Below are 22,587 nucleotides of genomic sequence, written 5' to 3' on the forward strand. Positions count from 1 at the left end.
TGGATTATTCTTGTATGGACTTTGTTAAGGTCTCATGATTGTTACTTAAATCTTTCCAGTCTGTTTTTTGATTTGGATCTGTTCCGTTAAGATATTCTTCGATATTAGAATATCCGTCATTATCAGTATCTAATTTAGCATCTGAAGGATCATTTGGATTTAATCCGTGTTTCTTTTCCCATTTGTCCGGCATACCGTCTTTGTCTGTGTCAACATAAGGTTTTCCTTTGTATTCAGGATATCCTCCAACTTGAGAGATATCCGTGATAATTCCTTTTTTATAAGAATCCATCGGTAAACGTCTGTGTTCGAACTGGTAGAATGTTTTTTTCTCCAATCCTTTTGCATATTCAGGAACTCCTGTTTTTACTGTTCTTACGATTCTTTCGTCTACTTTATCTCTGATTGGTAATGTTGCTCCTACGTTTTTAAGTACAAAATCATAAGACTCTTCTGCAGTCATAAATTTATTGAACCAAGGCATCGGAAATGGTCTGTCGCTTTTCATTTTAGCAAAAAAATCTTTAGCTTCGTCATACGCCATTAATTCACCTTTTTTATTTTCGATCTGAATTCCACCGTCCCAGTTGTCTTTTGTAACTTTTTCGTTGTTGTTAACGACGTTACCGTTTACATACGCTCTACCAAAAACCATATATGGCAATTTGCTTCTTCCTGATTCCGGTTTTAAAATTCTGTAGCTAATTGGCTGAGTCAAATCAGTTACAGGACCTGGCTTATAAAAGTTATTGATGATATTATAATTTGCTGTATAATCTCCTCCGTCTGTTGATCTGTTGTACCAGTTGAAAACGACGTTGTTTACAAAATTGAAAATACCATTCCATCCAATCGAAGGATTTCTACCGGCATTGTTTGCCCACATGTTTCTAACAAAAGCACAATTTTCTCCTCCTAAAGTACTTCCAAAAGCATGATTATAAGTATCTAATGCTTCTCCAAATAAACTATTTTGAATCGTAATATTTACTGTAGGTTTCTTTTCGTCCGGATAACCTGCACCAGGACTGTACATATGTCTGTAAATTGACATATTCTCGTCTAATCCCCAAGTTGCTGATACGTGATCGATCATAATGTTCCCCACCGGATTTCCTCCAATAGCATCATCACGACGGCCTACAAAAGTTTCTCCACGACGGAAACGCATATGTCTGATAATTACGTCATGCGTATCGATCCAAACAGATTCTCCTGCAATACAAATTCCATCACCCGGAGCAGTTTGTCCTGCAATTGTAATATAAGGTGCACGAATGATTAACGGGCTTTTGATTTTGATAATTCCGGCAACATTAAAAACAATGATTCTTGCTCCTCCTTTTTCACAGGCTTCACGCAAAGTTCCCGGTCCTCTGTCTTCCAGACTTGTTACTGTATAAACATTTCCACCACGACCTCCATAAGTAAACATTCCTCCACCTTCGGCTCCCGGAAATGCAGGAATTTCTGCTTGTGGTAAATCATTTGGTCTTGATGCCCACGGAATATATGGTTTTCCGTGCTTAGCTTCTTCTTCGATAATTACGAGTGCTTTTTCCCACGCTTCGTCAGAAAGTCTTGAAGCTTCGTCTTTAATTGCCTTTTCTTGTTCCTGAACTTCTTTACTTAGTTTTGGATATTGAGCAAAACACTTTGCACTTCCTAAAAAAAGCAGAGTTGCGATAAATAATACGGAATTTTTCATGTTAATTTTTACTTTTGGTAATTCTTTTTAAACAAATCACCTGTATTAAAAAGAATACAGGTGACCGTTTTTATGTGTGTTTTATGTTTATTCTTGATAATTTAAAGTACCTAGTCCTCCAAAATTATCATTCCAGCCTATCGTTTGCAACAACCAAGGATTTGAAGTTAAAACCGTTGTATTGAGACCATTAATATAATAATTAGGATTGAATTTAATATTGACAGCGCCTCCGTTAAAATTATCCATAGGTGTAATTAGTTGGGTACGCGTAAAATTAGTATTATAAAAAGCGGCTAAAGTCGTTAGTTGTGCTTCAAAATTAGCTGCATCCGGATCTGCTACAATACTTGCACGAGCTGCTGCTAAAGGATCTGTAGTTGAAGATGCCGCAGTATTTTTGAACTGTAAATAGTTTCCTGTACGTTTTGTTCCATTAATAGGTGCTAAACCTAACTTACTAACAGTTCCAGCAGTTACGCCAGGAAGAGCCTCATTATCATAAAGCATCCATCTTTGAACATCCCAAAAACGTTTTCCTTCGTAGGCCAATTCTACTCTACGCTCATATAGAACTGCTTCTATTGCTTTATACTTATCTGCTAACGTACCTATTCCGTAATTGTTTGCAGAAGGAATCCCTACACGATTTCTAATTCTTCCTAAATAATCTATTGTATTTCCTGTTTGCCCTAATGCGGCATAACACTCAGCAATATTCAATAATAACTCTGCATAACGATATTCAAAAATATCTGTTCCAGAATACTGGAAGTTGGTTTCTTTACTAGCTGCAGTATTCGTCATTTTTCTAACAAATGCAGGACTTGACACTGCTGTATTTCCATCTGAAAAACCAGCTTTGTTCCCATTATCTACCCAACGGTAAGCCCAAAGAACCGAATTGGGAGTTTCTTTAGATCCCCATTTCGCTCCGGAGAATGCAAATGTTCTGTAAAATCTTGGATCTCTGTTAACGAAGAAAGTAAAATCATTGTAACCATTTGCAGCAGTAGGTCTTCTACCATCTCCCATCGGAAACAAATCGATCATTTCCTTAGGTGCTGCAGTTCCTCCACCTGTTCCGCCTAAACTCAATAAACGAATTCCTTTTTCCCATGAATTGTTTATTACGTTAGACGTAACACCTGTTCCGCAAAGCTGCACAGTGATCGCCTCTGAACAAAAAGCATTATCAATCAAAAACATTTGTTCCCACTGTTTAATATTACTACCGTATAAACCATAGCCATCTTGTGTCAATTGAGCTTCTGCTTCTAATCCAGCTTTCAAAGCTGCTTGCCAACGCTCATTTGATCCATCCCAGTTTTTATTGAATAACGGACTTGCAAAAGTTAAAAGTACTCTGGACTTTTGCGCCAAAGCTGCTCCTCTGGTAAAACGTCCATAACTTGCAGAACCCCAGTTTCCGGGCAATAAACTTGCCGCTGTGTCTAAATCTTTTACGATTTGAGCAACAACTTCAGAAACTTTTGCTCTTGGGAGCTGAATAGACGGATCATCAGCTGATGCGGTCTGAACAGTAGTAATAATTGGTACGGCTCCATAAACACGCATCAAATCAAAATACTGCATAGCTCGCATATAATACATTTGTCCCTTTGCCTGATCACGAAATGTTTTATCTAAGTTGCTACCTTTTACATCAATATCTTCCAGAAAAACATTGCATTCTCTAATTCTGTTATAAGGAGTGTTATTAATACTCGTTGTTAATTTTCCTCCATAGTAACCATTGGCATCTATAGAATTTATAAGTGTTTTATTTGGATTGATAAGATCCTGAGTACCTCCTAATTCCTCCGTTAATCTTGAATTTCCATCTGTATAAGAACCAATAATAGTAACTACCGGTGACTTATATGCATTGTAAAAATCATAATATTGATTGTCTACATATGCTTGTGCACGTTCCTGTGTCTGATAGAATGTGTCATCGTAAAATGAATATTGTTTCTTGTCTTTTAGAAAATCATCACTACAAGAAACAGCGCTTGCAGCAAGCAATAGTGATAATGTTATATATTTAATTGGTGTTTTCATAATTGCGATTAATTTAAATTAGAATGATACGTTAAAATTAAGCGTCCAGGTTCTGAGTGTAGGATAATTTACAGAAGAATTATCATACATATTTCTATAATGATCTGGATAAGGATTGTATAAATCCCAAAGATTATTACCTGTTATACCTAATGTTATAGCTGCAATTTTAGTATCTGCAAAAACTTTTTTAGGAATATCATACCCTACAGATAATTGTCTGACAAAACAACGGAAAGTATTCAATTGCCAGAAATCTGAAGGACTTGACATATAAGCCCACTGTGCTACGCTAGGATATTTTCCGTTTGGATTATCCTCAGCATACATATCACTCCAGAAACTTTCACGAGACCACATATTATGAGCAGTTGCAGTACCCTGATTTACTAAATCTACAAAATTAGCCCCTCCCCATGAAGTAGCAATTTGACTTCTTAGATAAAATCCATCTATTTTAAAACCTAAATTAGTCGTAAATCCATAGGTTCTACTGCTGTTTGCTAATTTTACATAGTCATTCTCTTTCATGATCTGACCATCAGCCGGAGCTACAGTTCCGTCAGGATTAAGTTGCCCTGCAACATCCTGATAAGCTAAAGATCCTTTTCTGATTCCAGAAGCTGTATTAATGTCCAAGTATCTTGGTACCGTACCAGCTGCAGTAGCACGTTCAGTTAAGTAAGCCCAGTAATTTGCAATATCTGCATCTGTACGCAAAATACCATCTCCTGTAGATGTTCCTTTCCAAACTGCAAATCCCCAAACAGGATTGTATCCTACTGATCTTCCTTCTCTTGTAACATTATTAGACGGAAGTACATTTCCTTGGTCAGGGAATCTCTTAACTTCATTATTATTGTAACTAAAGTTGATTCCTATGTTATAACTAATATTATTTTTGATTTTATCGTTCCAGTTAATACTAAATTCTGATCCCCAAGCATCGATTGCTCCGTAATTTTCTTCAGCATATCCTCCTCCTACAGAAATTGGCACTCCCACAGCGCTACTCATATCGGTTAACATTTCCTTGTTTTTATCATAATAAAAATCATATGTAAAATTTAATCTGTTTTTCAACACATTAATATCAAGACCCACGTTATTTTTAATAGTAGTATCCCAGGTAACTAATCGATTAGGATTAACTCTAGGTGTTAAACCATTGCCATTAGTTCCTCCACCAGGTCCGAACTGAGTTCCTTTATCCACGATAAGATCATAATACTGAGACCATCTCCATGGCTGAATGTTATCTTTACCCGTTTTACCAATCGAGTAACGAACTTTTAGGAAATCAACCCATGGTACTGATTTTTCAAACCAGCTTTCTTTAGACATTACCCAACCAAACTGAGCAGATGGAAAATATCCCCAATACTTTTCCGGAGCAAATTTTGTTGAAGCATCGCTTCTAAAAAGAAATTGAAATAAATATTTCTGTTTGTAGCTGTAATTAAAACGCCCAAAATAAGATAGCGTTCCTCCTTCTATTTTTGTTGCTTGGCTATTAGAACCATTTAATGTCCCTGCTGTACGATAATCTCCTAAATAATCTTTACCAGTTTGCTCGTATGCCAAACGTGTAAATGTATTATAAACTTCTGATGCTTCTCCTCCTACCATCATCCCAACTTGATGATCTCCAAACGTTCTATCGTAGTTGATCAGGAAATCTCCCTGAGTGCTTTTACCATTGTTATTATTATAATAAACTCTTGAGTTTCTAACATTTGTATCAATAATATAACTACCGGTTGGATTCGTTATTGCATTGTAAATACTAGGATTAGCTTCACTAGCTAAGTGTCTGTCTAAAAGTTGATAATCTCTAATTCGGGCTAAATCATAAGGCAATTGAATCTGTTCTGTATAAGAAGAACTTTGAGTTCTGGCATAAGTAACTTTAACAGACAATCCCTTAACCGCTGCAATTTTATAATTTAACGAAGCATTTACATTAAATGAATTGTCATCAGTAATTTGATGTGAACCATTGTTTAAGTTAGCAAAATAGTTCCAGCCTGCAATTGTAGTATTGGCATTTGCGCTTCCTAAATTCTTGTTTGAATTAGGGAATGGAGACACATAATACTGTTTCCCATCTATCATTGTTTCCCAAGGCACATGTTGCGGCATGTGTAATAAGAATCCATAATCTGCCTGTTCTCCACCAGCAGCAGATCCATAACTTCCGTCACTAATATTTGCTGAAGCTTTTGTAAAAGATTTATCAATTGTTCCTACATTTCCGGAAACAGAAGCAGAAAAGTCTAAATTCTTAGCAATTTTGGCATTGATTCCGGTACGGAAATTCCATTTATCATATTTTTGATATCCTAAATTAGCACCCTGAGTAAGGTAAGTTGCACCAGCAAAATACGTAATATCCTCATTACCTCCGCTCACATTAAAAGAGTGTTTTTGCTGAATAGCCGGTTTCCATGCTTCATCTAACCAGTTATAATCCAAACTTTTCATTTGTTCTAACTCAGAAGCAGAATATAATGTAATAGGATCAACAACGGCTGGCGCATTTACTCTAGAAGTATTAAATCTATTGCTAAAAACTCCAAACTCATAAGCATTCAAAACTTTACTATGACTCACAGCATCATTTACTGCAAACTGACTGTTATAGGAGAATTTTGCTTTACCCGCTTTACCACGTTTCGTTTTTACCACAATTGCTCCTTGTGAGGCTCGAGAACCATAAATTGCAGCAGAACCATCTTTTAGAACTGTAATACTTTCGATCTCAGAAGGATCCAGTCTATTGAATTGTTCTAATGTTGGCTTACCATTAGCAGGATCTACCTGAATCATATCATCAATGATTACTAAAGGTATTGTTGAATTTCCATCTTTTGAGAAACCAAAAGATTGACGAATCTGGATACTACCAGCATCTCCAGGACGCCCTGAACTACTTGTAACGGAAACACCAGGAAGTAATCCTTTCAAAGCGTCAGATAAATTAGTTGCTGGCAAATCCATTAAATCATCAGGCTTAATAGTTGCAATAGCACCAGTAAGTTCTCTTTTCTTTTGAGTACCGTAACCAACAACAACAATATTCTCCAATTGGTTAGAATCTTCGGCTAATTTTACATTAACGATATTGCGTCCGTTTAATGGTAATTCTGATTTTTTCATTCCAATGAAAGAAAAAACCAGAGTCGATCCGGTCTTTACTTTTATTGTATACTGCCCGTTAAAATCTGTAGTTACTGTATTTTTCGAAGATTTTTCAGTTACGTTAACTCCGGGTAACTGGCCTCCTAAATTGTCGGTAACAGTTCCTGTTACGGTTACAACAGTGTAAGTGGTTGAGTTTTGAGCATAACTCATCACTGTCATTAATGTAAACAAAAGAAAACTACATCTTTTTATAAGTGCTTGTTTCATAAATGTTTTTTTTTGGTTAGGTTAGTAATTGTTTAAGTGTTTGCCATGTTTAATATGTTTTATTAATAAACAAAATCTAAATAAATCCTAAATCGTTTATTAAATGTCTAAAACACATTTATTAATTTTGATCCAAAAATATAACGATTGCGTATTACAACCGTCCTGTGCTATCCTGTTAAAATAGTATTATCTCAAAAAATTACACTTAAAAAAACAATATTAATAAAAAAAAGAAAAAAACAATATGTGTATCAGAAAAAATAAAGAAAATGTTTGACTATAATCCAATACAGAAACCTGTTTTATAGAAAAAGAAGAAAAAAAAGCAGTAAAAGTAATTGTAAGCTGCTTAATTCGTAAAACTCATAATTTGTATGTTGATACAGAATCAATTAAATAAGATATGTCTTTAATCTCTATTTTAGTTTTCATGTAAAAAACACACTTGTTAATTAATAAAAAACTTACAGTAGCTATTAAAAACACTAATAAAAACTTACTATAGATTTTTTTTAAAATTTTATTTTTTTAAACGTAAATTCTGACCAATTAAATTTGGCAAGATGTTTACAGTATAAAAAAACCTTTTTTGTTTAACGATATTAAGGGATTATCAAATTTTTAAAAGAAAAAAAAGTGAAGGATCCTACCGTCTGGACGCAAGTTTAAGAATAATACGAATGTCACGAATTGCCACGGGATTTGTTTGTGACATTAATTTCATATAGGTGAAGAACTATTCTTTTTTCATGGCATCAAACACTAATCTTGCGACTTCTATCCCTCCGGCAGTTTGAAAATGTGTATTATCTTTTTGTCCGTTAGGGTAAGCAGGAAATACACCACCCTCAAAATTCATGAAGTAATTTGTCGTAACAAAATCCTGTCCTTTAGAAGAAAAAAACTTCATAGACAATTCGTTTAAATCTATTAGCCTAACGTTCAATTCTTTTGCCACATCTTTTACCGCTTGCGGATATTCGCCATGAACGTTTGTTAACTTCACTTCTTTCCATGGATAGTTTCTCGCAACCGGAGTCAAAAGTATGGGTGTCGCTCCTTTTTCTCTGGTTTGATTGATGAAAAGGCGTAAAAATTCTTTATAACCTTCAATGTTTACATAACGTTCTGTTTTTTCAACCGATGCATCATTATGTCCAAACTGCATCATTACCATATCGCCATTTTGAAGTGATTTATAAACAGCAGCCCAACGTCCTTCCTGAAAAAAGGTTCTGGTACTTCTTCCTCCTTTGGCACGATCATCGATTTTTACTTCGGTAGCATTTCCTATACTACTTTTTACAAGTTTCAAACTGTCTTTCTCGAAAAAGGGCTGAAACATTTGCCCCCAGCCTACCTGAGGAAATTTCTTGGTTTGATAGTCTTCTTCCAGCGAATAATCTGCAACTGTTGAATCTCCTATTAAATAAATTGTCATGGTTTTAGATTTAAAACTAAAAGCGCTCAATATTAAAATTGAGCTTATTGTAATGATAGCGATTTTGAAATTTTTCATGAGCGTCTATTTGTTATTTATTCGGATTCCATCCATTAAAAACTAATTCTCTTTTGTATTTATTGGTATCTGCCTTTTTAAGCTGATGTGACCATGAAACTCTTTGAGCTACGTTTTTGGTACTTTGTCCTTTACTACCATATTCTGCATAATAAGCCGTTTTATCTTTATCAGGAAATCTTGTATCAATCCAGGCATTCCAGCCTTCAGGTACAATATGCGAACCTATGTCTGTATTTATAAAAACAGTTTGTGCATAAGGTCTCCATGGTCTTCCCAGATAGACTTTATCAACTGTATTGTCTTTTGCTGTAAGCCTGCAATCAGTAAAAACAAAACCATAAGGCTGATCTTTAGGAGTCGAAGCAGCTGTAATATAGGAATTACTTAAACTTTCTATAGTACATTTATAAAAATAGGCTGTCGCGGCTCCAAAAATAAAATCTGTTGTACCATTTATAAAACAGTTTTCAAAATAGCTGCGTGTATTGCCTTCGGATAAATATAGCGTATCCTGATTTCCTAAAATATTGCAGTTTTTTACTATAACCCTATCACTTTTGATATGCAGTGCCACTGCCTGCCCTACTTTTCCTGCGGTATTTTCGACCGTTAGATTTTCGAGTGTACAATCATTTCCCTGTATTAAAAACGAATAGGAAGTTGAAGTACCAAATTCTTTCTTGCCAGATGCATCTATTTCTCTAACTGGTTTTCCCGAGTAATCATCAAATGAAATAATAGTTTTATCTCTGTCAGTTCCTTTTAAAGTAATAAAATTTTTAGAGGCGGGAATAACCAATTTTTCCTTATAAACTCCGGGTTTTATTGTTATTACCACGTGTTTATCTGCATTATCTCTAACATTATTAATGGCTTCCTGAATGGTTTTAAAATCCCCGGATCCATCTTTTGCAACGGTTAGTTCTAACCGATTATCAAGGGTTTGTGCGCGTACAAAAGGGATTGCTAATAAAAATAAAGCTAGAATATATTTCATGATTTTTTAATTTAATTGATCTCAATATCTTTGTCAAAGTATAAAACTTTGACAAAGATTATATAAGTTATTTTTTAGTGTGACATCCAAACGGTCATCTCCCCTTTTCCTTTATTTCCCCATGCAAAATACGGAATCAATTTTATAGTTACCGATTTTCCGTCTTTTGCCGAAATTGGCTTGTAAAGTGAATACTTCCATGAATTGTCCTGCGCTATAAAAGACGTCGCCTCAATCGTCATCAATTTTCTGTTCTTTAATTCTGTAAAGTCAATTTTGAAATCTGAATTAAGATTTAAAACGACATCATTTACACTCGAATTCACAGGAAGCTGATCTGATTCTAAGCAATATACTAAAGGTCCTCTTTTTACAGCGACCTGATTTTTAACTTCTTCTACTAAAGGATTGGCTTCCATCAACTCTACTGGCATAGGCAGATTTAATTCGATTACATCTCCTTTTTTCCATTTTTGATTTACTTTGAAATAGGTGCCTGAAATAATTTTATCCTGAATTTTAGAATTGTTTACAGCAACTTCAGCACCACTGCTCCAACCCGGAATTCTTAAAAAGAAAGTATACTTATCCTTTGGTGCTTTTACAATTTTCAATGTTATTTTTCCGTCCCATGGATAATTAGTTTGCTGTTCTATTTCTAATGATTCTCCGCTTAATGTTTTTGTATTTAAAGTATTGCTTCCGTATAAATTTACAATTAAACCTTCTTTCGAAAGATTATAAGCGTAATTTCCAACTTCAGCAATGGTTCTTGTGACATTTGGTGCGCAGCAATTGGATAATTTAATGTAGCCTTCGCGTTCATTTCCCCATCTTTGATGAAATGGTAAATCATCAGAAACATTCAACGGATTGTTGTAACAGAATTTATCTCCTTCGAGATTAACGCCTGATAAAACGCTGTTGTATAGTGCTAACTCGACAATGTCAGCATATTTTGCTTCTCCTGTAATTTGCAGCATTCTCCAATTCCAAAGGACATTTCCAATATTGGCACAAGTTTCTGTATGCGCCGTAGCATTTGGCAATTGAAATGGTCGTCCATAAGCCTGATGAATTTTTTGAACGACAGTAGGATCATAAGAAGTTCCGTCTGGCGAAACTCCATCGTATAAAGCCCCACATGCTCCGGTAATATACATTTTTCGATAGGTAACATCATCCCAAATCGATTCGAGATTGTCCAGTAATTTCTTTTCTCCGGTCTCTGCATACAAATCAGCAACGCCAGCGTAAAGATAATTGGCTCTTACAGCATGCCCCATTGCAGTAGTTTGCTGCCTGAACGGAACTCTGTCCTGATTGTCATCAGTTCCGTCTTCTGTCGTTCCTCTAATATCTATTAAATTATTGGCAAGCTCTAAATATTTTGGATTTTTGGTGGTTCGGTACATTTCGACAATTCCCATATAATGTGATGGACAAATAGCATTTCGCGCCAATTCCGGTGATGCTTTTTTATAAAAATCATATAAATAATCAGCAACTCCTTTTGCTATATTCAGAAAATTTATTTTTCCGGTAGCACGATAATGAATACAGGCAGCCGTCATCAAATGTCCCATATTGTATTTCTCAAAACCCAATTGTTTTTTTACTTCTTCCGGACCTAAAGTTCCCCAACGTTCATCGATTAAAACCGGAGTATGAATGTAACCGTCTTTGCGCTGTACTTTTGCAAAAAGTGCAATCGCTTTATCCATCTGCTGATCCAGTTTTTTATCTTTTGTTACCGCATAAGTGGCCGCCATTCCTTCAAAAATTTTATAAAAATCTCCATCATGGAAAGAAGGTCCGCTGAATTTTCCTTTCATCAATCCTGCTGCAATTTCGAAGTTTTTATAAGCATGTGAAACCGAATCGTTATGATACAAATTCCACATATATGGCAACGTATTTTTAGTTTCTACATCAAATTGTTCTTTCCAGAAACCGTTTGTCCATTTTACATCTTGAAGACCAACACTTTGTAATTTAGAATATGGGCTTTCAGAATTGGCTACTAATCCTTTGTTCTGTGCCAAAAAGGAAGTAGAAAAAAGTATTGTCGATAATAAGATTATATGCTTTTTCATTTTGAATATGTTCTTGGTATTGTGGTTGTAACGCTGATGACACGGATTGCTAAAGCAAAACACGGATTATTACGGATTTTTTTTATCCGCTCATATAAGTAAAATCTGTGTGCTGTTTTTTCACGCAGATTTAAAAAGATTTGAGCAGATTATATTTTAATTGTATTATTAAAAAAATCTGCGTGAATCCGTTTAGATCTGCTTCATCTATGTGCTGTTTTTTCGCCACGAATTCCACAAATTAGCACTAATTTTTTTGATAATTAATTCGTGGAAATTAGTGTAATTAGTGGCAAACTTTTTTATTTGACAAAGAAATTAATCACACGGCTCATTGAGTCTCCATCAGCATCTTTTACTGAAATGATGAAAGATGCAAAACCTTTATTGGTTGCAGTAAACTGAACTTCTTTTCCTTTTAAAGTAACTTTCCCATTTTTTACTTCAGAGAATGTATAAACCGGTTTCTTCTCATATCCTTTGAAATAATCCTGCACTGAAAAAGCCACTTTTCCTCCGGAATTAATAAAATAATGAGGCGTTGCCAGCCAATCTAAATAATTTTCTAATTGCGTAAAACCATCTTTATCTGTGTCTGAATTGGCATCCGAAAAATCTCCTGCTTTAGAATTTTCGTTTAAGCCAAATGCTTTTTCCCACCAATTTGGTAATCCGTCATGATCGGTATCAAAATCAGCTGGGCGGGTTTCTGTGGCAAAATTGGGCCATCCTCCGGCATCCGCTTCATTATCGATCATTCCGCCTAAACCACTTTTGCTGCCTTTATAAGTATAAGTTCCTTTTAAAGTTTCATCGACAATTCGGTTATCGTGTTTGTCAAAGAAAGGCTGATTCGCACCCACATCTGAAAGTACATCTTTATAAGCCGCTCTAGCCGACTGAGTAGTCACAAATGATGGAAAAAATGGCTTATCGACGAAAGTTTCATAATTGACCATCTCTCTATTTGATACGGTCATTTTTCTTCCTTTTTCCTGAGATTTCTCATCGAAATAACCCGGCATCACATTCCCATTAAAATAATAACGCTGCATTCCTTTTCCAACTCCCTCATGCTGCGCATTTAACGCTACAAAAATATTCGTTGAAGCTCCGGGCTTGTAAAAATTATTGACAAAATTAACTTCATTTGCACCGCCATCAGTTGTACGATGTCCCCAGTTGTATACTACATTATTGGTGATATCTAACCTGCCGGAATAGAAACCATCTCCGTTTAAGCCTCCGCCAATACTCCAGTTACGACCGTAATTGTGCGCCAATAAATTGTGATGAAAACTACCTATATCACCGCCAATTGTTGCTGCATAACCGTGCATTTTTCCAGCTTCGTATTTATCGTGTCCTGCCACATTTAATGCTTCAGAAATTAGTGTTCTTTGTAACGTAATGTGATGCGCACCACGAGAACTAAACGATTCGTCAATTGTCCAGCTAATCGAGCAATGATCAATAATACTATAATTTGCACCCGTTAATCCCATTCCGTCAAAAGTTGTACCTCCGCCAATTCTCACTTTCAAAAATCGAACAATACCGTCATTTCCGGTAAGCCCAATTGGAGCTCTGCTCAATGTAATTCCTTCACCAGGAGCAGTTTGTCCTGCGATTGTAATATAAGGCTGATTTACTACTAATCTTGATGCCAGTTTTATATTTCCGGATACATTAAAAACAATCGTTCTTGGACCAATTTCCTGATTTACAGCATCACGTAAACTTCCGGGACCATCGTCATTTAAATTGGTAACTTCTACCACTTTTCCACCTCTTCCTCCTACTGCATAACGTCCGTATCCTTCAGCTCCGCGGAAAGCCAATTGTGCCGGTTTAAATGACCATACATTTCCCAAAGTCACTTCTCCTTTATGATCTACTTCATCAACTCTCCAGTAATAGGTTGTACCGCTGTATAAATCAGAAACTGAAAAAGATTTATCAGTTAATTTTCCTTTAAATTCTTTTGAAGATTCTGTCGCATTGCTCACACCAGTTTCATCTTCTCCGAAATACAATTTATGGGCTGCAACGCTTTTTGGAGCATCCCATTTTAAGATCAGAGTTTTAGTTACTTCAACATGCTCGTCTCTGTTTTTAGGTTCCGGAGTACGCGCTTGATTCATTAAATTTGGTGTGTCAATCTCAAAACCATTGATCACAATTTGTTTTACCACATCAGGATTTGTGGTTGGATCTATTTCAAATCGAATGATCACATCCTTAGATTTCTCAGCATTAAAAATAAGATATACCATTGCAGCATCAATCTTAGCATTCGCTCTTTGACTTGCATTGACAGTTTCTGCTAATTTTCCGTTTACATAAATTTTGATGGGTGAAAAAGTCTTTCCTGTAATCACATCAAAAGCGTTATGAAAAGTCAGCATAGTATGTTTCCCTTCTTTTAATCCGCTTATTTTTAGTTCTAAATTTTCAGCAGTAACCAGACCGTCACTTCCTAATCTGTTATAAAAAGGCGCATTCATACCTACTTTATACCATTTTGATGTAAAGTTTCCTTTTAGTTTAAAGGTTACATTATTAAAGGATTTCTCCGCTTCTTTTGCATCGGTGATTACCCAGGAATCATAACTGGGATCGTGAACTTCTTCTAATCTTCTTTGAAAAAAATCAAAATCGACTTTAACGATTTGTTTTTCAGATTGTGCTTGTCCGTTTGCAGCAAAAAGTAATGCTAAAGCAAAGGAACTAACTAATTTTTGTATCATGTTTTTTTAATTTATTTTTATTTTTTCTTCTACCGTTTTGTCCAGCAGATTTATCACATCTTTTTTTCTTTCTTCCGGAATCACTTTTAAAACTTTTAATTCGCCATTTATAAGTTCAGCTTCAACAGTTGTATTTTGTTTTGCATGTAGTTTGAAATGAACGTTCCACTCTTTTGGCCAGGCCGGAAAAAGATAAATCTTCCCGTTGTTTTCCTGCAACAACATTTCCTGCATTCCTATCATTCCTGATCCGCCCCAATTATGATCCGGAACCCAATCGAAACCCGGACCCCAAAATGCGGGAAATCTTCGGTCTGAATTGGCCATTTTAAACACATTATATTTTGCTGCTTCATTGGTTAATCCTAATCTTGCTGCAAAAATATTATCCTGTTTCCAGCCCACATGACTTCTGAATTTTACCGCATCAGTATCATATTTCCATGTATTTAAGGCTGTTTCTAAATCCGGTTTCCCGATTCCGTAAATTCCCCACGGATAAACCGGATATAATTGTGGAACTTCAGAATTGTTAATTCGCTCCCATGTTTTTGCAGGAACTAATACTTTTTTATTGTTTATCTCTCCGAAATTCAAAGGCGGAATCCTGGTTTGAAATCCTTTCAGGTATTCTAGATCTTCTTTGGGTAATTCTTTTTGTGAAAGGTTTAAAAGCTGCTCTGTAATTACTTGCAAAGCCGAAATCGTGCTATTGGCATTATACGTCATCTTATACGTTTCTGCTGCTGAACCGGGATAAAGAACCAAATGTCCATTACCATCCAACGCTTTTCGACCTCTTTGTTTGGCTAAATATTGATAGTGTTCATCAAAAAAACGAAGACAACTAATAATAAATTGATTGTACTTCTGAATGTCTTCTCCTGCATATTCTTTTTGTTGCAACATCATTTGGCAAAACTCAAAAACCGTGTCCCATTCGTATTCTAACCACGCGTTATATTCCATTCCTGGATCGTAATCTGCGGGGCGTTTCCAATCGTATTCAGCAGGATTTGGCAAACCAAAATTTTCTAATTGCTCTGTAAAAGATGCACCGTTATGTTTCCAATAAACCTGACTTCTTAATTCGGCATTTTTTTGCAGGCTCAGGTAATAATCCAACTGCGATTTCATCATATCAAAATCACCGCTTTTTATCATCGGAAAATAAACCAATCTTTGATTCTGTGCTGTCATCGTTCCACCACCCCAATTCCTAAAATCAGGTGTAAAATTCAAATCGGGATTTGTAAAAACAGGATCAACCGTAAAAAGTCCGCCATTGAATTTCGTTGGATATTTTCCGTACGCATTGCAGCCTAACATATAGCGAAATAATTGATAGTTTTGCCCAATCTGATAGACAGAATCCTTTGCTATAGAATTGCTTTTTTGTGTATAAATAAAGCTTCTGTTCCAGAAATTATTCCACCATTTGATCGTGTTTTTTTCTGCTTGTTTTACAGTATTTTTATTTGATGAAATTTGATTTTTTAAATCCGTATTCCAAGTCTGAATATCTTTTTGGCTTGTATTTAAATAAAGTGCTAGCGAATGCTTTTTTGAAGGTTTTATACTTGAAAGACTAAATCCTTTAAAATCTGTATTTTGATACATTCCGGTATAACTTCCGTCCGGTTTTAAATTATTTCCGGTCATGAATCCGCCAAAAGTAAGATTCGCCAAAGGATTCAGCATTTGATGCTTTACGGATTCCATTTTTTGTTGTTTTACCGCAACATCAAAAATAGTTTGTTCTCGATTTCTGTGATAGAATTTTACGCCATTATTTTCAAATGAAACAGAATCTTTGTACGTGATAATATCTCCCTGAGGTACCCATTTATAAGAATTGGCATTATTTGCTTTTCCTTTCGAATCTCTGTTTTTATAACGCCAGCTTTCATAAGAAGCGGTCATTTTGAGGGGCATTTTACTTTCTAAATCCAGATGAATTACAGGTTTAAAGACATCTACCCAAACCTTGATTTTGGTACTATTTTGAGCAATCAGAACATGACCGTCTTTCAATACCAATTCCTGATAAAAACCTTTATCATCCTTGAACGGATTTGGTGTTAAAGTCACTTTTACGCGACCTAATTTCAATAAAGTATTATGTTCATCAAAAGTTCCGCTGCGCGAAAAATAAAAATACAAATCTCCTTTTTCTACCCAAACATTCAAGCCAATATCACCACCGCCTAAGGGCATTGATTCTGACGCATTATTGCTTTGCGTATTCCAGATTTGATTGTAGTTATTGAGCGCGGGAATTTGCGCTTTACTAAAAAGCGTTATAAAGAAAAGTATAAATAGTATATTATTTCTCATCGTTTTCTTTTCTGAAAGGTTTCAAAAACCTTGTAGGTATCTAAATTTTAATTTTCTATCGCAGATTGAGCAGATTAATTCTTATATTTTTTTTCATTTCTTGTCATTTCTCGCTCGAAACTTCGCGAGAGAAATAATACTAGATGCTCCATTCAGAATATTTTCAATCTTTGTCGAATTACGAGTGTGATTTACTTCGTCTGTTCGCTATGGCTCGAGTCTCCCTTCGGTCGAAATGATAAACCAGGCGTCGAACTCTTAACCTATACCTCATAACTCTTAACTCTTAACTCTTAACTAAAATCCTACCACTCATCTGTTCTGAAAGACGAAACAGGCAAACCTCCTGCACTAAACAATTCTGCTTTGGCAAAATCTTTAAACAAATATCTTACTGCAACTGGTTTCGCTACTTTATCAGAAGTCAAAACCACTGATTTTCTTCTTACTACGGTTTTTGCGGGATAAAACACTTTGTCTTCTCCTGCCAATTCAAAACCGGTAACTTCTTTATCATATGCTGTAATTCCGTTGGCGACATCATCAAAAGAAACTGTAACCGAACCGTCTTTTATTTCCATCGATTTGTATTTCGGACTTTCGAATTCGAAACCTTCAATTCCGTAAGTTCTGGCCAAAGCCTGAAAAGCCAGTCGGTTTCCGCCTTTTTCCTTGTCCATTGGGTGAATACTATTTTCTTCTCCAATATCCATTAAAACTACCATTCCTGAATTCGGGATTTCCTTTGTCGCTTTCAATTGTGCTTCTCTTAAATAAGCCGAATTGTATTTTTCCAGATAGTCTTTTGGATGAAATGTAGCATAATTAAACGGTGCGATCTGAGCGTAATAAAAAGGGAAATCGCCTTGTTTCCATAACGTTCTCCAACTGCTCACCATTTTCTTCATTAATGCTGCGTATTCATTAGCTTTTTCATAATTCGATTCGCCCTGATACCAGATACAGCCTTTGATTCCGTAGCCAATAACAGGCGAAAGCATTCCGTTAAACAAAGTTGTCGGAACACGATTTGGATCTTTCGCTAATTCTTCTTTTTTTGTTGGGATTTTAGCGCTTGCGAAATCTTTCAGCATTTCCTGATTCATCCACGCTTCCATGCTTGATCCTCCGTAAGAAACGTGAATTAAACCAACAGGAACATCTAAAACTTCTTGCAAAAGTGAACCAAAATACCAGGCTGTTGCACTAAAATTAGCTGTTGATTTTGGAGAAGCAACTTCCCATTGACCTTCAAAATTATCCAATGCTTCGAGAACTGTTGCTCTTGGAATCGTAATCAAACGAATGTTTTTATTGGTTGATCTTACAATGATTTCATTTCCGTTTTTCACAGGTTGCCCTTGAAAACCTTTCAAAGGCATTTCCATATTCGATTGTCCTGAGCATAGCCAGACTTCACCAATCAATACGTTTTTTACGATTACTTTTTCAGTTCCTTCCGTCACTTCTATCGTAAAAGGCCCTCCCGCAATTTGGGTTTGCAAGACCACTTTCCATTTGCCCAGATTGTCTGCTTTTGCTTTGTAAATCTTGGAATTCCAGGATGTTTTTATGGTAATGTTTCCATTCTTTTCTGCCCACCCCCACATTGGTGCATTCGACTTTTGCTGCAGCATCATATTGTCCGAAAACAATGCAGGTAATTTGATTTTTGCATGGATTTGAAAGCTTGCAAAAAGCAATAGAAGTGCAATAATTAAATTTTTAAAATGTATCATTTCTTAAGTTTTTTTTAGCCACGAATTTTATATTATAATCTTTCTACAATCATTCGTGAATTTCGAGGCTTTTTTTATTTTAAATTACAACGCATTAAAATCCGTTGTTCCAATCTGATCGTCCATCGGGTTAAAACCCGACGCTACAATATGAATCGTTCCTCCGGAACTTTTAAGTTACGCAAAAGAGCCATCGGTTCAAAACATATTATAGAGCTGGACTTTAGTCCAGTCCATAGGGTTAAAAACCCCACGCTATAATGTAAATCGTTCCTCAAAACTTTTACGTTACGCAAAAGAGCCATCGGCTCGAAACATATTATAGGGCTGGACTTTAGTCCAGTCTACAAGGCAAAAACATTTATTTTTCTTTCAAAATCACAACCGGCCCTAACAACCCTGCTTTTAATAAAGGCTCTCCCTCCAATCTAAAAGGCGCTGTTGTCCAGGTTAATCTTTCTTCTTTTGGTAATTTCTCATCACCAATTAGTCGGTTTGCCCATGTATTGGTAATTTTGATTTCGATTGTATTTTTTCCTTTTTTCAAGGCTTCAGAAATAGCAACTTTATAAGGGAAAGTCCAAATTGTCCCACACTCTTTTCCGTTAATGGTTACTTCTGCGAGATTAGCAATTGTCCCCAGATCCAACCAGATTTTATCAGTATTTTTTCCTTTCCAGTTAACCTCCTTTTTATAAATTACTGTTCCGGAATAATATTTAATCTGATCATTTTGAGATGTACTCCAGTCAAAAAGTTTGTTCGTTTTTACCACTTCTTTCGGACCTTTAAATTCAGGATCAAATTGCAATTCCCACTTTTCATCTAAAGTCTGAACCGTTTCAAATTCGGCTGCTTTATTATAATCCTTTGCAACGACTTCTTTTGTGTTTTCTTTAAAAATCACAAAACCCGACTCGTTTTTATCTAAAGTCAAAAGCACAATTGTACGTCCGTTTTCGATTTTCCAATTTACTAAAGATGAAGTTTTATCTGTTACAGGATTGTACCATTCCGGTCTTTTTCCGGCAACACGAAATGAAGCTTCAAACTCTCTTTTTTCTTCTTTCTGATTGGATATAAAGTAAATATCTTCCGTTGAAGATTTTCGATGTGTCCAGGCAATCGTTTGGGAATCATCTCTATTTAATTTTGGAAAATAAATATCCTGCTCAATTCCAATTGAAGTGAAGTCATTTCCCTGGTAAGGCAATTTAATAACCGTTCCTTTTCCTATTTTCCATGAAGAAACATTCTGTTTATTATTCCAGATTTCATCTAAAACACTCTGCCATTTTTGATGATTCTCTTTGGATTGTATTCCGGGTTGCAAATCTGGTTTTTCATCAATAAAAACGGTTGCTCCTTCTTTTATCAACTGAAGCATTTTTTCGGCTACAGCCAAAGAAATCAATTTATTTGGAGCCATTTTATGACTTCCCGGAAACAATAAAGCGCCGTACTCGATACTATTACTAAAGATTACTTTTCCGTTTTCTACTTTCGTATTATTCAATAAAACATCGGAGTTGAACGAATCATATTGATAACCATTCATGGCATTGATCCATTGCGATAAATCCGTAGAATTTTTAGTAGACGTTACTTCTTTTGGGATTTTAATACTTGGCTGACCTTCATTTTTTAATCTAATGGTTTCACTTTCAACTCTTGCTGCGCCAAAAACATTCGGAATAAAAGGTACCAATCGATCCGGAAGTACTGAACGCGATGGCAAATCTTCACCAATAAAAATGGCCAAATCAACAACAGGTTTTCCTTTTTGCAATTGAAACTGAACTCTCTGACAATAATCAAACCAGGCTTTTCCGGGTTTCCACCACGTTTGGTCTCTCTGAAAATAAGTTCCTATATCGTTTAAAGTCATTCCCGGTTTACGATCTATCCACGGATTATGAATGAAAACATGATAGAAAAGACGGTTAATTCCAAGAGCGTAATTTCGATCTGCTAAAGTTTTTAAATTTCCCGGATGTTCGTCCCAATCCATTCGTAACGCTGTAAAAGCTTCTGCCTGAATAATGTCTTTTCCGTAAATATGTCCGCCCGAAATAGCATCCAGCATATCGTTTGGTTTATCATGTGTTGGGCTTTTTAACCAAAATTCACCACTAGGATAATCGATATGTTTAAAATGTAAAAGTCCGTCGCTCATCATCGTTGGTGCCACATTCTCTGAACTGAATTTCACGTTTGCTTTTTTAGCTTCATCAGCTAATGTTGCAAAAAAGTTATCCGCAACCAATTCTGAAATCGTCTTTCTAACATCGTACAACACTTTCTCTGAAGTCTGAATATCTTTCACTGGAATTCCCGCCATAACCGGCAAATAATCTACTATATCATAACCTCTTCTCTTTTTAAACTCCTCTCTAAAAACGGGCGACCAGTTCTGGCTGCCGCATTCCCAGCTATCAATATGTAATATTTTGACCACTTTTGAAGCTAATTCAGGACCCGCAGTTCTAAGCATTTCGCCAAACCAATGATCCAATTGAAAACGAATGGCTTCAGGATTAAACTTATCTACTTCCAGACCTCTTCCTGCTCCTGCCGTCGCGTTTTCATGCCCTGTCGATGTATATCCAAAACGGATAATTCGCCAATTTTCTTTTGATGCAGCTTTCCAGTTTAGAATTCCTTTCTGATCCACAAACTTCGAGATATTAATCATTTTTGATGGATCAATACAATCAGCTCTACTGATTTCTTTGTCTGTTATTTGTGGACTCAAACGCCAAATGGCTCCCGACTTTCCCTGATAATTATCGATCAAGGGTTCATTCGACAAGAGTATTTTTGCGACTTTCAAACCCTGATTCCATTTTGCGGGATCAAGATCTTCTGCGCCTGGTTCTGTTCCTTCCGGATCATAAATGAACCTGAAATATTTGGCTTTTGTTGGTACAATACTATGGGTGTAAAAAGCATCAACATCCTGCCAGCCGTGACGCGGGGTTATCAATCGACCAAGGCTTTTAAAGTTTTTGCCATCATCACTAAATTCAATGATTAAACGATGCGCCTGATAATTATTTCCTTTGGTTTCTATCTGAATCGATTTGCATAAAAACGGCTCATTAAATTCATATTGTATCCAGCCTTTTTCCTTTAACCTAAATTGATCGTCTTTACTACTATCACTTAAAAATGATGCATCGAAATTAGGAACAGTAGATGTAATTCTTGGGCGATTTTGATTTGATGTTGTATATGCTTCTTTAACCGGAACAGCAAATGTGGCAATATCTTTATAATAGTCTTTGTAATGATTTGGCGTTGGTAATTGCAGTTTTTTGAAACTATAGCCGTTTACCGTAATATCAGCCCAAACTACTTTTTGCATCGACATTTCGGGTGTAATCCAGGGACCTCCGGCAACGGCAAAACCATCAGCGGGATGAAAAGCGATTTTTACGCCTAAACGGTCTGCTTCTGTCAAAGCCCAACGTACCAAAGTCCAGAATTCAGGACTTAGTTGTAAAACCGGCGGATTGATCAATGGCGGACTTGCCGGTCCTTTAATGGTCATTAAATAGGCACCCCCAATTCCGGCTTGTTTCATCGCTTCGAGATCAGCTGTGATCCCCTCTTTTGAGTAAGCACTTTGCATCCAATACCAATATACCCAAGGTCTTGAGGATTCGATTGTGGGCTGAAACGGATTATTTTCTTTTTTATGGATTTGCTGCGCGGAAATGAGTCCCGTGAAAAATAATACATAAAAGAAGATTGTTTTTTGGAACATTATTATTGTTTTTTTCATTCGTTTGGCAAACCCGACAGGTTTTAAAAACTTGTCGGGTTCAATACATACTATTTTATTCACATTTTTGTCATTTCGACGAAGGAGAAATCACACGCGAAATTCCGTAAAGAACTTCGATAATCTTTGTCGAGCTACTAGTGTGATTTACTTCGTCTGTTCGCTATCGGCTC

Annotated in this window: 10 protein-coding genes; all 10 read right to left on the bottom strand. The window is 36.0% G+C overall.

Going from position 1 to position 22,587, the window contains the following annotated elements:
* Nucleotides 1-4: 4 nt before the first annotated feature.
* Entirely contained in the window at nucleotides 5-1,708 is a 1,704-nt protein-coding gene (locus tag ACQKCJ_RS06140) for a polysaccharide lyase (protein ID WP_271334164.1), read from the bottom strand.
* 87 nt (nucleotides 1,709-1,795) lie between these two features.
* Entirely contained in the window at nucleotides 1,796-3,772 is a 1,977-nt protein-coding gene (locus ACQKCJ_RS06145) for a RagB/SusD family nutrient uptake outer membrane protein (RefSeq protein ID WP_427401613.1), read from the bottom strand.
* 18 nt (nucleotides 3,773-3,790) lie between these two features.
* Nucleotides 3,791-7,183 (bottom strand): SusC/RagA family TonB-linked outer membrane protein, encoded by a 3,393-nt coding sequence (locus tag ACQKCJ_RS06150; RefSeq protein ID WP_427401614.1) that lies wholly within the window; start codon nucleotides 7,181-7,183, stop codon nucleotides 3,791-3,793.
* A 739-nt stretch (nucleotides 7,184-7,922) separates the two neighbouring features.
* The gene (locus ACQKCJ_RS06155) at nucleotides 7,923-8,705 is read right to left on the bottom strand and encodes a rhamnogalacturonan acetylesterase (RefSeq protein ID WP_427401615.1); all 783 of its coding nucleotides are present in this window, start codon (nucleotides 8,703-8,705) and stop codon (nucleotides 7,923-7,925) included.
* Between the two features lie 13 nt (nucleotides 8,706-8,718).
* Entirely contained in the window at nucleotides 8,719-9,705 is a 987-nt protein-coding gene (locus tag ACQKCJ_RS06160) for a pectinesterase family protein (RefSeq protein WP_427401616.1), read from the bottom strand.
* Between the two features lie 74 nt (nucleotides 9,706-9,779).
* Nucleotides 9,780-11,801, bottom strand: coding sequence for an aceric acid hydrolase (locus ACQKCJ_RS06165; RefSeq protein WP_427401617.1), 2,022 nt, complete (start codon nucleotides 11,799-11,801; stop codon nucleotides 9,780-9,782).
* A gap of 302 nt (nucleotides 11,802-12,103) precedes the next feature.
* On the bottom strand, nucleotides 12,104-14,551 hold the full coding sequence (locus ACQKCJ_RS06170; protein ID WP_427401618.1) for a pectate lyase family protein: 2,448 nt from the start codon (nucleotides 14,549-14,551) through the stop codon (nucleotides 12,104-12,106).
* 6 nt (nucleotides 14,552-14,557) lie between these two features.
* A complete protein-coding gene (locus ACQKCJ_RS06175) occupies nucleotides 14,558-16,888 on the bottom strand; it encodes a DUF5703 domain-containing protein (protein ID WP_427401619.1) in 2,331 nt (776 codons plus the stop codon).
* Nucleotides 16,889-17,193: 305 nt separating this feature from the next.
* A complete protein-coding gene (locus tag ACQKCJ_RS06180; protein WP_427401620.1) occupies nucleotides 17,194-18,627 on the bottom strand; it encodes a sialate O-acetylesterase in 1,434 nt (477 codons plus the stop codon).
* Nucleotides 18,628-18,988: 361 nt separating this feature from the next.
* On the bottom strand, nucleotides 18,989-22,414 hold the full coding sequence (locus tag ACQKCJ_RS06185) for a glycosyl hydrolase (protein WP_427401621.1): 3,426 nt from the start codon (nucleotides 22,412-22,414) through the stop codon (nucleotides 18,989-18,991).
* Nucleotides 22,415-22,587 lie beyond the last annotated feature (173 nt).

Source organism: Flavobacterium sp. NPDC079362, assembly GCF_050267765.1.
In the GTDB taxonomy this organism is placed as follows: domain Bacteria; phylum Bacteroidota; class Bacteroidia; order Flavobacteriales; family Flavobacteriaceae; genus Flavobacterium; species Flavobacterium azizsancarii.